General features: G+C 65.4%; 11 protein-coding genes and 1 pseudogene. 7 read left to right on the forward strand and 5 right to left on the reverse strand.

Translation table 11 applies throughout. From position 1 onward, the window contains the following. Nucleotides 1–12 precede the first annotated feature (12 nt). Nucleotides 13–705: a GNAT family N-acetyltransferase gene (locus KY499_RS14325; protein WP_123254682.1), complete on the reverse strand. Its 693-nt coding sequence runs from the start codon at nucleotides 703–705 to the stop codon at nucleotides 13–15. Nucleotides 706–853: 148 nt separating this feature from the next. Between KY499_RS14325 and KY499_RS14330 the strand changes: the two genes are divergently transcribed. Then, nucleotides 854–1,747, forward strand: coding sequence for a rhodanese-related sulfurtransferase (locus KY499_RS14330; RefSeq protein ID WP_123254681.1), 894 nt, complete (start codon nucleotides 854–856; stop codon nucleotides 1,745–1,747). A gap of 77 nt (nucleotides 1,748–1,824) precedes the next feature. Here the strand turns inward: KY499_RS14330 and KY499_RS14335 are convergent, their stop codons facing one another. Both KY499_RS14335 and KY499_RS14340 read right to left on the reverse strand, forming a co-directional pair. Beyond that, nucleotides 1,825–2,382 (reverse strand): hypothetical protein, encoded by a 558-nt coding sequence (locus KY499_RS14335; protein ID WP_258190799.1) that lies wholly within the window; start codon nucleotides 2,380–2,382, stop codon nucleotides 1,825–1,827. An 88-nt stretch (nucleotides 2,383–2,470) separates the two neighbouring features. Beyond that, entirely contained in the window at nucleotides 2,471–2,929 is a 459-nt protein-coding gene (locus KY499_RS14340) for a hypothetical protein (protein WP_123254680.1), read from the reverse strand. A gap of 207 nt (nucleotides 2,930–3,136) precedes the next feature. Between KY499_RS14340 and KY499_RS14345 the strand changes: the two genes are divergently transcribed. The 6 genes and pseudogenes from KY499_RS14345 (at nucleotide 3,137) to proC (ending at nucleotide 11,217) form a co-directional block, all read left to right on the forward strand. Further along, nucleotides 3,137–4,789 carry a methyltransferase gene (locus KY499_RS14345; RefSeq protein WP_219885682.1) on the forward strand — a complete coding sequence of 551 codons (1,653 nt, stop codon included), beginning with the start codon at nucleotides 3,137–3,139 and terminating at the stop codon, nucleotides 4,787–4,789. A gap of 85 nt (nucleotides 4,790–4,874) precedes the next feature. Beyond that, on the forward strand, nucleotides 4,875–5,555 hold the full coding sequence (locus KY499_RS14350) for a helix-turn-helix transcriptional regulator (RefSeq protein ID WP_219885683.1): 681 nt from the start codon (nucleotides 4,875–4,877) through the stop codon (nucleotides 5,553–5,555). Between the two features lie 174 nt (nucleotides 5,556–5,729). After that, nucleotides 5,730–8,471 (forward strand): type I DNA topoisomerase, encoded by a 2,742-nt coding sequence (gene topA, locus KY499_RS14355; protein WP_123254677.1) that lies wholly within the window; start codon nucleotides 5,730–5,732, stop codon nucleotides 8,469–8,471. A 110-nt stretch (nucleotides 8,472–8,581) separates the two neighbouring features. Next, nucleotides 8,582–8,995: pseudogene (locus KY499_RS14360) on the forward strand (SseB family protein); the annotation flags it as partial. A 177-nt stretch (nucleotides 8,996–9,172) separates the two neighbouring features. Beyond that, a complete protein-coding gene (locus KY499_RS14365; RefSeq protein ID WP_123254675.1) occupies nucleotides 9,173–10,189 on the forward strand; it encodes a Ppx/GppA phosphatase family protein in 1,017 nt (338 codons plus the stop codon). Between the two features lie 194 nt (nucleotides 10,190–10,383). Continuing rightward, a complete protein-coding gene (gene proC / locus KY499_RS14370; RefSeq protein WP_123254674.1) occupies nucleotides 10,384–11,217 on the forward strand; it encodes a pyrroline-5-carboxylate reductase in 834 nt (277 codons plus the stop codon). Nucleotides 11,218–11,234: 17 nt separating this feature from the next. Here the strand turns inward: proC and KY499_RS14375 are convergent, their stop codons facing one another. Further along, nucleotides 11,235–11,921: a TrkA family potassium uptake protein gene (locus tag KY499_RS14375; protein ID WP_123254673.1), complete on the reverse strand. Its 687-nt coding sequence runs from the start codon at nucleotides 11,919–11,921 to the stop codon at nucleotides 11,235–11,237. After that, entirely contained in the window at nucleotides 11,914–13,347 is a 1,434-nt protein-coding gene (locus tag KY499_RS14380; RefSeq protein WP_123254672.1) for a TrkH family potassium uptake protein, read from the reverse strand. The genes KY499_RS14375 and KY499_RS14380 overlap by 8 nt, the downstream gene beginning before the upstream one ends. Nucleotides 13,348–13,412: the final 65 nt, after the last annotated feature.

A 13,412-nucleotide genomic window follows, 5' to 3' on the forward strand; every position in this document is an offset into this window, starting at 1 on the left:
GATATCCAGGCGCTATCCCACGGACAGGTCGGACCCTTCCTCCGAAGCGGAGAGCATCAGCACCTGGCACACAGTGCGCCAGCCGAGATGCGAATACAGCTGCTGGCCGTCCAGCGAGGCCAGCAGCAGGCCGGAGTCGACGTCGTGTTCGAAGGCCTGGGCAGCCAGGGCCTTCATGATGAAGCTTCCCAAACCCCGTCGCTGAAAATTCGGTTCCGTGACGATCTTGTCGAAAATGGCCGTGGGGCCCACCACGAACACCCGTCCGCTGGCGGCGACCTCGTCGCCTGCGTACACGATGGCGTGGTGCACCCCATACACCGTGGACGTCTCCAGCGTCAGGTCGTCGTCCGAAAGCCACGGGTCTTCGGCATCCTGGGTTTCCATGTCCACGATCATCATCGTCTGGGTGGCGGACGTGACGTTGAGTCCGTGTTTCTGGGCGAGATCCGTGTAACGGTAGACATCGTTGGAGAGGATCGTCAGGATTCTGGCGGGCACCTCCGCCGTTTTTCCGGCCAGTTCCGCGAATTCGGAGTCGGAGGGGTCGTGGGCGAAATATTCCCACTCGTGGGTGGTGTCCGCCCTCAGTGCCGCCGGGAAACGTCCCTCGCGGCGTGTCTCGTAACCCCGGCAGCCGGCCCAACCGGCAACCCAGATTTCCAGCAGATGAGTGGTGTCTTCAACCATCGCCTCAAGACTCATGTGACGAGCGTATTCCAGCCCTGCCACAAGCGACAGGGGTTGAGCTGCGGGAACGGCGGTTACTTACCCAATTGTGACAGAGCCCGGCGGCCACCCGCCGGCGCCCGGCGTTAACTGCCACCAAGGACGCTCAAGTACGCTTAAAAGCGTGGCTTTAAACAGGATCGTTCTCTTTTATGGTTTTACCCCGCTCCCCGACCCGGACGCCGTCCGACTCTGGCAGCGCGCCCTCTGCGAAAAGCTCGGGCTGACCGGCCGCATCATCATTTCCAAGGACGGCATCAATGCGACCGTCGGTGGGGAGCTCCAGGCCATTAAGCAGTATGTAAAGACCACGCGCCAGTACAAGGGCTTCCACGGCATCGACGTGAAATTCTCTGATGGCGGCGCGGCGGACTTTCCCCGGCTGAGCGTGAAGGTCCGGGATGAGATTGTGTCCTTCGGCGCTCCCGGCGAGCTGAGGGTCGACGACGGCGGTGTCGTTGGCGGCGGCACGCACCTCACCCCCGAAGAACTCCATCGGCTGGTGGAGGCCAAAAAGCAGGCCGGGGACGACGTGGTTTTTTTCGACGGACGTAACGGATTCGAGGCCCAGATCGGCAAGTTCAAGGACGCCGTCGTCCCTGATGTCGCCACGACACACGATTTCATCAAGGAACTTGACTCCGGCAAGTACGACTCGCTTAAGGACAAGCCGGTTGTCACCTACTGCACCGGCGGGATCCGTTGCGAGGTGCTCTCAAGCCTGATGGTGAACCGCGGTTTCAAAGAGGTCTACCAGCTCGACGGCGGCATCGTCCGCTACGGCGAGGCCTTCAAGGATCAGGGCCTCTGGGAGGGATCCCTCTACGTCTTCGACAAGCGGATGCACCTTGAATTCAGCGACGACGCCAAGACCATCGGCACCTGTACCCGGTGTGCGGCGCCGACGAGCAAGTTCGAGAATTGTTCCAACCCGAGCTGCCGGGTCCTAACGCTGTATTGCGCGGAATGTGCCGCCAGCCCGGAGACCCTGCGCTGCCCCGAGGGCTGCGCCGCCTGAAGCGCCCGCCCGCCAGCCCGGAGGCTATGCGCTTCCGGGGACGCCGAGAGCCGGCTAGCCCGGAGGGCGTGCCCTGGTCAGGCTCGGTCCACCATGTACGCGTAGTTCGCCGGGGCCTGTCCGGCGATCTGAATCGTGAGGACTTCCTCCGTGGGCAGAAAGACAATGTTGACCGCGGACGTCCCGCACCGCAGGCTCAGATCGAGGAGCACCATATCCGCGCCGCGGACGGTAAAAAACACCCGGTCAGCACTCCTGCACGCGAGCGTCACGGAGTAGCTTCCACCAGGCAGCGCGGTGGTGGTTTCGCTCCGGGGATCGCTCGCATCCACTGAACCGGAACTGGTGTGGAGGACGTCGTGGTCGGTATCGGGGAGGACATCGTCCACCCAGTCGTCAAGTTCGTCGCCGGAGAGGGGCTGGTTCAGCCCGGCCTGCTGCGGTAGGACCGGCGGGATCGCCGCGCCCGTGGCAGCCGGAGCGGCCGCCGCGGGAAAGTCGTCGTCCCAGGGGCCGTCGTCGTATTCATACTCGCAACCGGACAGGACCGTTCCCAGCAGCACGGAGGCGGAGAGCGCGGCAGCGCCAGCCATGGCCCGCAAACGCGGGACCCTCGGTGCCGGAACAGTGGGCATATCCAGACTCTAGGCCCGGCCCCGGGCCCCTGACCAGAGTATTGGCCGCTCCTGCAACCCCGGCAGGAGCCAAGTAGTCCGGGCCGGACTACTTGGTTTGAACGAGCTGGTAGGCGTAGAGAAGCGGGGCATCGACGCTCGAGATGCTGAGCCGCGCCTTCCCGGTCGCAGAAATCGTGGTCTTCACCGTTTCGCGGCTCCCGTTACAGGCCGCTCCTGCCTCGGCTACCTGTGCGCCGTCGACGGTGACGGCCACGAAGGCCTTCCCGCCGCCATCGCAGCTCAACGTCAGCAGATAGTTACCGGCCGGCACGGCCGACGCATCTTTCACGAGCGGTTCGCGATTGAGGATCTTGCCCGCGTCCTCCAGCACGACGCCGACGGCCGTGGGCAGCACCGTGGCCTTCCACTCCATAACATCGGCAGATTCGACCGATGCGGTGGGGGTGCACGCGGCCGCCGTGAGGACGACAACGGCAGTTGCCGCACCCGCGGCCAGCCGCCGGATTACCCGGGAGCCCGGCGGGCGGAGGAAAGAGAAGACCATGGCTCCAATTTACCGTCTAGCCAGACTGTCGAAACCGACCCGTCGGGCCGGTGACGGCGAGGGATACCTGACGGGCCTCGGCGCGATGTATGTGGCCGATCCCCGGTGCGCCCGGAACCACAACAGCACGGTCGGGGCAGGTTTTGCCTGGATGCCCTCCGGATCCATGCGGAGGCACACGTGAAGGCCCGGGACTAAACTTGACCGGTGACTTCCCCCGCGCAGACCCCCACCCCGCAATTCACCGCCGGCAACACCCCGGATGCCCCCCGGAGCGACCTCGCCGGGCTGCTCACGGAACTGGCGGCCGGATTGCTCGGCATCGGCTACACCGTGGACGGCGTCGCGGAATTGCTCGGCGAGGCCGCGCACTCGGCGCTCAGCCGGGACCAGCTCATCCCGGCCCTGATCGCGACGGGGCCAGCCATCCAGGCCGACCCGGCAACTGCCGCGCTCGCCGCCGTCGTTCGCCTGTGGCTGCTCGCTGAGCCGCAACCGGCGGCCGCACTCGACGCAGCCCTGCCCGGCGTCGGCGCCGGGGGTCTGCAGGAACTGGGCCTCGTTGAGGATTCCACCGATGGATTGCTGCAGGCAAAGGTGGACCTGCGTCCTTACGGCTGGGACCCCATCTACAGCGAAGACGGAGACAGCAGTGGCGGGGCGGATCTGTGGGTCGCAAGCGATCTCGCGGCCCACCAGCGTCCGGGCGTCCTCCGGCACGACCATGTGCTGGGTATCGGACAGGCGTCCACCACGCTGGTGCAGGTCACGGCCCGCCGGCATGCAGCCCGCGCCCTGGACCTCGGAACCGGTTGCGGCATCCAGACCTTTCACCTCCTGCACCATTGCGACCATGTGACGGCGACCGATATTTCGGCACGGGCACTGGCCTTCACCCGCTTCAACCTGTTGCTCAATGCCGCAGCGCTGCACCTGGACCCGGCCGATCTGGAGAGCCGGGTCAGCCTCCGGCTCGGATCCCTGCTGGAACCCGTCGCGGGGGAGGAATTCGACCTCGTCGTCTCGAATCCGCCGTTTGTGATCACGCCCCGTAACCCGGGCGAAGCGGCCGCGCAGCAGTTCACCTACCGCGACGGCGGGTTGCCGGGGGACGAAATCGTCGCGTCCCTCGTCCAGGCCCTGCCCTCGGTCCTCGCCCCTGCCGGAACCGCCCAGCTGCTGGGCAACTGGGAGATTACGGCGGGAACATCCTGGACCACACGGCCGCAAAGCTGGGCCGGTCCGGACGCCGATGTCTGGTTCATCCAGCGTGAACAGGTGGGCCCGGAACAATACGCCGAAACCTGGCTGCAGGATGCCTCCGAGTCCCGCGACCGCCAGCTCTACCAGGACTCCTATGCGGCGTATCTGAACGATTTTGCCTCCCGGAACGTAACGGGAATCGGTTTTGGAATGATCTGGCTGCGCCGGCCGGCTGGCGGCACCGTACCCGTGATGTCCCGTTTTGAGGAGATCACCTACCCGATCGAGCAGCCCGTCGGTCCGCACCTGGGGGCCTCCGTCGAACGGACCGACTGGGTTGCCTCCCACGATCTGGCTGCATCCCACCTGGTCGTTGCAGACGACGTGACCGAGGAACGGCACCAGCGTCCCGGTGCCGAACACCCGGGGGTCATCCTGCTTCGTCAGGGCGCCGGTCTGCGCCGCACCAATCTGCTCAGCACCGAACTGGCCGGGCTGGTCTCGGCGTGCGACGGCGACCTCGCCGTCGGGCAGATCATCGGCGCCCTTGAGGCGCTGCTGGGCGGCTATGACGGCTTCGACGCCGGGTCGTTCCGCGAGGGTCTGCTCGCTGACGTGGCCAACCTGGTCCGCGACGGCTTCCTGATCCCTGCCTAGGGTCCGGGGCGGGTCCGCCGGGCGGCTGCCAAGTGTCAAACATTTATTTCACAGCCCGGCGCGGCTGGCTAGAATGGTGGAGTGAATGCAGAACGACCGGGCCCCGCCGGAGCCGGAGTCCCCGGACCCGCTGGTGACCGCGGACGCCAAACGCCGGCCGCGCCCGGAGCACAAAGTTGAAATCACCGACCCGTTGGCCATCCGGGCGCTGGCCCACGCCGCACGGCTCGAAGTCATTTCCGAGCTGTATTCAACACAAGTGAGCCGGACAGCCACCGAACTCGCCGCCCAGACGGGCCTAACGCCCAGCGCCATGAGCTACCATCTCCGGGCCCTCAAAAAATGGGGCATCGTCCTGCCGGCCGATACCACCGGTGATGCCCGGGAACGCCGCTGGAAAGCCGCCGGCACGGAAGTCAGCATTAATTCGGGCGGGGGAGTGGCCGGTCCAGAATTCGCCGTCCTCGACCTGGAACTGGATGCATTCCGCCGCCGCGTCAACGCCTACGCCTCAGCTCGTGACGGGCGGCGCCGCCGGGGCGAGCCGGCCGACACCTCCGCAGTCGTCCTGGCCAGCAACGTGCTCTACTTAACGCAGTCCCAGCGGACCGAGCTCTCCGGGCGGCTCTTTGACCTGCTGAAAGACTATGAGCCGAAGGACCCGGATCGCGTCCCCGAGGACGCGCAGCGGACCGCGACCCTGTGGTCGATGATTCCGGATGACCGGGGACCGGCCGCCAGCGAATCCGCCGTCGGCCGTTCCTGAGGACCGACTCCGTCCAACACCTGCCAGGGCCCTGCCCGGGCGGCCGTTGTGAGACCTGAATACCCACGCCGGGCGGCCGTCATTTCCATCCGAATGCGCAGGATTCTGCAAAATATGGTGAACTAGGCGGGTATGGGCGCATCTGCCCGAGCCACCTTTTTCTGTAGGAGCACCGTGCCAAGTAAGGCCAAAACCGGCAAGAAACTCGTGATTGTGGAGTCTCCCGCCAAGAGCAAGACCATCGCCAAGTACCTGGGCGAGGGCTTTATCGTTGAGGCCTCGATCGGGCACATCCGCGATCTTCCACAGCCTTCCGAGCTCCCCGCGGAACTGAAGAAGACCCCGCTGGGCAAGTTTGCCGTCGACATCGAGAACGACTTCAAGCCCTATTACGTGGTGTCCCCGGACAAGAAGAAAAAGGTCGCCGAGCTCAAGGCACAGCTCAAGGACGCCGACGCCCTCTATCTCGCAACCGATGGGGACCGCGAGGGCGAGGCCATCGCGTGGCACCTGCTGGAAGTGCTCAAGCCCAAAGTGCCCGTCTACCGGATGACGTTCGGCGAAATTACCAAGGAAGCCATCCACCGCGCCATGGACCAGCTCCGCGACGTGGACCAGGACCTCGTCGACGCGCAGGAAACCCGCCGCGTGCTGGACCGTCTCTACGGCTACGAAATCTCCCCGGTGCTCTGGCGCAAGGTGGCCCGAGGCCTGTCTGCCGGACGCGTGCAGTCGGTCGTCACCCGAATGGTGGTGGACCGGGAACGCGAGCGCATGGCCTTCAAATCCGCCTCCTACTGGGACCTCACCGGCCAGTTCGGCGCCGGAACGGCGTCGTTCAAGGCAAAGCTGGCGGCCGTCGACGGCGCCAAGGTCGCCAGCGGCCGTGACTTCAACGACGACGGCGTCCTGACCAGCCGTAACGCCGTCCACCTCAACGAGGACCTCGCCACCTCCCTGGCGGCAGGGCTGCAGGCCGCTGACTTCCGTGTCCGTTCCGTGGATACCAAGCCCTATACCCGCCGCCCGGCGGCTCCGTTCACCACCTCCACGCTGCAGCAGGAGGCAGGCCGCAAGCTGCGCTTCTCCTCCAAAAGCACGATGCAGGTGGCCCAGCGGCTTTACGAAAACGGCTACATCACCTATATGCGTACGGATTCCTCCGCGCTGAGCGACGAGGCTGTTACGGCAGCCCGGCGACAGGCCTCGGAACTGTACGGCCCGGAATACATTCCGCAGTCCCCGCGGGTTTACACCAGCAAGGCCGCCAACGCGCAGGAAGCCCACGAGGCCGTCCGCCCCGCCGGCGACTCGTTCCGCACGCCGGCCCAGGTTGCCAAGCTGCTCTCCGGCGACGAATTTCGGCTCTACGAACTCATCTGGAAGCGGACCGTCGCTTCGCAGATGGGTGACGCCAAGGGCTCCACCGCCACCATCCGGCTCGGTGCCGTAACTGTTGGTGCCCCGGGCGAGAGCCGCGACGCCGAATTCTCCGCGTCCGGAACCGTCATCACCTTCCCCGGCTTCCTGGCGGCGTACGAAGAGGGCAAGGACGAAAGCCGCGGTGACGACGATTCGGACGAGGCACGCCGGCTCCCGAATGTTGCCAAGGACGACGCCCTGACGGCGTCGGAGATCGTTGCGATCGGTCACGACACGTCCCCGCCGCCGCGCTTCACCGAAGCGTCGCTCACGGCTGAACTGGAAAAGAAGGGCATCGGCCGTCCGTCGACCTATGCCTCGACCATTTCGACGATCCAGGACCGCGGCTACGTCCGCAAGCAGGGCTCCGCCCTGGTGCCCAGCTGGATCGCGTTCTCCGTTATCAGGCTCCTGGAACAGCACTTCAAGGACTATGTGGACTACGAGTTCACGGCCGACATGGAAGCGGACCTGGACAAGATTGCAAATGGCCAGGCGGCCGGCCCGGCCTGGCTGAAGCACTTCTACTTCGGTGAGGACAGCGACCCCGGTCTGCTGAGCATCGTCAACAACCTTGGCGAGATCGACGCCCGCGAGATCAACTCCGTGCCCATCACGGAGGGGATCACCCTGCGTGTGGGCAAGTTCGGCCCGTACCTGGAAAGCTCCATCCCCACGGTGGATCCCAAGACCGGCGAGGTCGTCGAAGCCGCCCGCGCCAACGTCCCCGAGGATCTGGCGCCGGATGAGCTCACGGCCGCCAAAGCGATCGAGTTGATGGAGACCGCGGCCCCCGAAGAGCGTGCCCTCGGCGCGGATCCGCACACCGGACACGCCGTGGTGGCAAAGAACGGCCGCTACGGCGCCTACGTCACCGAGGTCATCCCGGAACCTACGGCCGAGCAGTTGGCCAACGCCCCGGTGGAGTATTACAAAAACGGCAAGCCCAAACCGCCGAAGAAGCCCGTGAAGGCCAAACCGCGCACCGGATCGCTCTTTGCCTCCATGAGCGTGGACACGGTCACGCTGGACGAGGCCCTGCAGCTCATGAGCCTGCCCCGGGTCCTCGGCCAGGACGTCGAAGGCAACCCGATCACGGTCCAGAACGGCCGGTTTGGCCCATACCTGAAAAAGGGTACTGACTCAAGGTCGATCGGCTCCGAGGAGGAAATCTTCACCATCACGCTTGAGCAGGCGCTGGAGATCTACTCGCAGCCCAAGCAGCGGGGCGCCCGCGCAGCCGTGCCGCCGCTGGCGGAGTTCGGCCCGGACCCGGTGTCGGAGAAGAACATCGTGGTGAAGGAAGGCCGCTTCGGCCCGTACATCACCGACGGCGTCACGAACATCACCGTGCCGCGCAGCACCTCGCTGGAGGAGCTCACCAGGGAACAAGCGATCGAACTGCTCGCCGAGAAGCGCGCCAAGGGCCCGGTCAAGCGCACGACCACGGCCCGCAAGGCCCCCACGAAGAAAAAGGCAGTAGCCAAGAAGTAGCCCTGCCGAAGTCGCCGGAAACGTTCCGGTTCGCCGGAAGAACCGGCGAAACGGAACGTTCCGGCGATTTCGCGTTTGCGGACCCGGCCGGGACATGATCGAGTAGGAACATGACTGAACAGCCCACGCCCCTGGATCTCCAGCCGTTGAACGACCTCGAAGAGAAGCTTGCCCGCGGTGAGCAGCCTGATGCAAACCCCGTCGATGTCATACTGGCGTTCCTCAATAACGAGGTTTACGTGGTCAGCACCGACGTCCTGGAAGGCCCCGACTCCCGGGTCGAGCCTCTCGTGCTCGCGAACGCATCCGGTCAGCCGGTCCTCGCCGTTTTCTCCCACCCGAGCCGGGTCGCCGAGCAGTTCCTGACTGCCGCTCCGAACGTGCTGGGTACCCAAGGGTCGGCAATTATCGGAAACCTGGGGGATGAACTGGGTATGGTCATCAACCCCGGTGCGGCTTTCGGCTTCGAAATCGATCCGGAAGGTGTTGCCAACATCCGCCGGGACTTCAAACCGGCAGACGACGCTGCGGATACGGTCGACGACTCCCGCGACGACACCACCGACGGCGCCGGCCCCCGCCTGACGTGCGGCCGCCCGCTTCGGGACAGGCCTCCCTGCGGCCGCCCGTTAAACGGCGTGAGGAGAGAGCGGGGCCGCCACCGTTAGGTCACGCGGTGCGTGGCGCGGAATAATGAGGGCATGCGACTAGGCGTCCTCGACATTGGCTCGAACACTGTTCACCTGCTCCTCGTGGATGCCCATCCCGGCGCCCGTCCGGTGCCATTTGCTTCGCACAAGCGGCCGCTGTCGCTCGTGCAGTTCCTGGACAAGGCCGGCAACATCAATGACGCCGGCCAGCATGAGCTGACCGAGTTCGTCCTGGAGGCGTGGGAGTTTGCTGCCCGGCACAAGGCTGACGACCTCCTGGCCTTTTGCACGTCGGCCATCCGTGAGGCCACAAACGGCCCGGACGTGCTGGCACGGGTCGAGCATGAGACCACCGTCGCCCTCCGCGAGCTCACGGGCCGGGAAGAAGCGTCAATGACGTTCTTTGCGGTCCGGCGCTGGTACGGCTGGGGTGCGGGGCCGATCCTTGACCTGGACATTGGCGGCGGATCGTTCGAGATGGCGTTGGGGCAAGACGAACTCCCCGAGCTGGCGCTCTCCGTTCCGCTGGGCGCGAGCCGGCTGACCCGCGACTGGCTGCCGGAAGACCCGCCGTCGGCCAGGAGTGTGAAGGAACTGCGACGCTACATCCGCGCCACGCTCAAGCCCGCTGTCCGCAGCTTCGGCGAGCTTGGCCGGGCCAACCTCGTGGCAGGAACCTCTAAAACGTTCCGATCCCTGGCCCGGATCGCGGGGGCAGCACCCAGCGGCGCCGGCCCGTACGTCAAGCGCGAGCTGTTCACTTCGGACCTGGGGCTGTGGGCGCAGCGCATCTCGGCGATGAGCAATGAAGACCGTCTGCATCTGCCGGGGGTATCGGAGGCCCGCGCCCCGCAACTGCTGGCCGGTGCCCTGGTGGCGGAAGCCGCCCTGGAAATGTTCGAGTTTCCGAGCATGGAAATCTGCCCGTGGGCGTTGCGCGAAGGGCTCATCCTGCGCCGTCTCGACCAACTTGTTTTTGAGGGGCCCGCCGATCCTGCCGGCCATATCGGTCCGGCCGCGCCACGGGAGCTCGAGCGGCCGGGCGACGCAGACTCTTTAACGGAGTAGGCACCGGCGTCCAGAAGCGGGAAAATGGGGGGAAACCCGCTGCAGTCCACCGGTGCCAGGCCAACATCCGCATGTTCGCCGTATCACTCGCACCCTCAATGAGGTGATATCCACGATAGGGGGCGAGCTTGGGAGTAACCTGCACTGAAGTTGTGAGCTGGCTGTGAATCGGGACGGCCTGCCATGATGGTGTTATGAGCAACCGAATCGCATTTCTGGGCTGTGGATCCATGAACGAGGCAATCCTTGGCGGGCTGATCGACGGCGGCACCAATCCCGCCGACATCGTCGCCACTGTGCGCCGCGCTGAGCGGGCAACAGAGTTGGCTGAACGGCACCACGGAATAACTGCCATCGCCGGCGAGGAAGAGCCGGATAACAACAGGCAGGCGGTCGTGGGCTCGGGCGTTGTGATCCTGGGGGTCAAGCCTGTGGGCATCGCAGCCCTGGCCAGGGAGATCAGCGGGTCGCTCGCGCCGGCGACGATTGTCATCAGCGTCGCGGCGGCGGTCTCGATCGAGCAGCTTGAAGCGGCGCTGCCGGCCGGACAGCCGGTAATCCGGACCATGCCAAATACCCCGGCGAAGTTGGGCCGGGGCGTTGTCTCGGTGTCGCCGGGAACGAACTGCTCTGCCGCGCAACTGCAGCAAGCCAAGGCCGTCCTGTCCGCCGTCGGAACTGTTGTGGAGATCCAGGAGGGGCAGGTGGATGCCCTGTCCGCGATCAGCGGCTCCGGCCCGGCGTACGCGTTCTACCTGGCTGAGTCGATGGCCGCGGCCGGTGTCGAGCTGGGCCTGGACCCGGAGCTGGCGCTGCTGCTGGCCCGTGAAACGGTGGCGGGGGCCGGCTACATGCTGGCTGAGCCGGGCGCCGATCCGGCCGGGCTGCGCCGGGCCGTGACAAGCCCCAGCGGGACCACTGAACGCGCGATCGCCACGTTTGACGAGCGGGGGCTGCCGGCCATCATCGCAGCCGGAGCCCGGGCAGCCGCCGTCCGGGCAGCGGAAATCACCCGCCAGCTGGCCTGAGCCGGCGCGCCGGGCTGCTAGGGACGCGCGGCGAACCGTTCCAGCAGATCCACGTGTCCCGAAACAATGAGCATGTCCCGTGAGGAGACTTTGGTTTCGGGCCGGGCATAGGTGAAGTCTTCGCCGGGGGACTTCACCCCCACAATCGTGACACCGTACTTGGAGCGCACCTTGGACTCGTCCAAGGTGAAGCCCACGGTTTCGCGCGGCGGATACATTTTGACGATGGCGAAGTCGTCGTCGAATTCGATGAAGTCCAGCATCCGGCCGGACACGAGGTGCGCGGCCCGGACACCGGCGTCTGCTTCCGGATAGATCACGTGGTTGGCGCCGATCCGGGTCAGGATCTTGCCGTGCGACGGCGTGATGGCCTTGACCCAGAGGTGCTCTATCCCGAGGTCCACGAGGTTTACCGTGATCAGTACCGAGGATTCAATGGAGGTACCGACGCCGACGACGGCGGAGCTGAACTCCTGGGCGCCGAGCTGGCGGAGGGCGTCCATGTTGGTGGCGTCGGCCTCGACGACGTGGGTCAGGACCCCCGACCACTTCTGCACGAGGTTCCTGTCACGCTCAATCGCGAGCACTTCACGGCCCTGCTTGACCAGCTGTTCAGCGGTGGAGGCACCGAAACGGCCCAGCCCGATCACCAGGACGGGTGCGTTGTGTGCGGGGCGGTGGGAGGCGCCTGATGAACTAGCCAATGATGGGTCTCTCTTCCGGGTAGTGGTACAGCTGGCGGCGCTGGCGCAGGGCCAGTGCCGCCGCGAGGGTGACAGTTCCAACGCGGCCGGCAAACATCAGGGCGGTGAGGATATAGACCCCCGCCGGCGGGAGTTCGGCGCTGAGATTGGTACTCAGCCCGCACGTGGCAAACGCGGAAATCGCCTCGAACAGCACCCGGTCCAGCGTAGCCCCGCTGATTTGTAACAACAGCAGGGAAGAGACGGAGACCAGGGTGGCGCCGGCGACGATGACCGAGATGGCCACCCGCATGGTGCCCTCGGGGATCGTCCGGCCATAGATCTTCACGTCGGCGTCGCCGCGGGCTTCGGCTACGATCGCCAGGAACATCACGGCGATGGTGGTGACCTTGATGCCGCCTGCCGTTGATGCGGAGCCGCCGCCAGCGAACATCAGGGCGTCGGTCAGCAGCATGGTCGCGGTGTCCATCTGGTTTTGGTCCACCAGGTTGAAACCGCCGGACCGGGTCATTACGGAGGCGAACAGCGAATGCGTGACCTTGTCGCCAAGGCTCATCGTGCCGATGGTCCGCACATTGTTCCACTCCAGCAGCCCCCACAGCACCGTCCCTGCGGCGAGCAGGATGAGGGAGACCTGGATGGTGAGTTTGGTGTGCAGGCTCCAGGTTTTCCACCGCAGCCCGCTCTGGTGCAGCCCCATCACGACCGGGAACCCCAGGCTCCCTAAGAAGACGCCGACCATCAGCGGGATGAGGATCCACAGATCGGTCTCATACGGGACGATGCCATCCGAATGCGGCGTGAAGCCGGCATTGTTAAAGGCTGAGATCGCGTAGAAGACGCCATGCCAGGCCGCCAGCCCGAAGCCCTCATTAAGGGCAAGGAAGCGCGGCACCAGGAAGACCGCGAGGACCCCCTCGATAGTGATGGAGGTCAGGATCACGATCCGCAGCAGGGTGCCGACTTCGCCGAGCCGGCCCGCGTTGTTCATCGCCTCCTGGGCGATGAGCTTGCCGCGCACGCCGAGTTTCTTGCTGACCATCAACGCCAGCAACGACGCGAGCGTCAGGGTGCCCAGGCCGCCAACGAAAATAGCGATCAGGATGATGAGTTGCCCGAAAAAAGACCAGTGAACTGCGGTGGAGACGACGGTCAGGCCCGTCACGCACACCGCCGACACCGCAGTGAAGAGTGCCTGGTGGATGGGCGTGACGTCGCCGGTGGCGGAGGAAGCCGGGAGCGAGAGCAGAGCCGTGAAGATCAAGATGACCACGCCGAAGGTCGTCAGCGCCAAACGGGCCGGTGAACTGTTGGCAATGCCGTCCACAACGTCGCGGATCCGGGTGAAAATCCAGAGGCCTTCACGCTCCGTTGCACCGGGGTGCCAGCTTGCCGGGTTCGATGACCTCGACGGACTCTGCGTCATGTGTGGCTTTTCCTCGCTTGAAACTGCTTCCTTCAGTAGTAAACCACTAAAACCCCGGACATGAC

The sequence above is a fragment of the Arthrobacter sp. PAMC25284 genome (assembly GCF_019443425.1).
Lineage (GTDB): Bacteria > Actinomycetota > Actinomycetes > Actinomycetales > Micrococcaceae > Arthrobacter > Arthrobacter oryzae_A.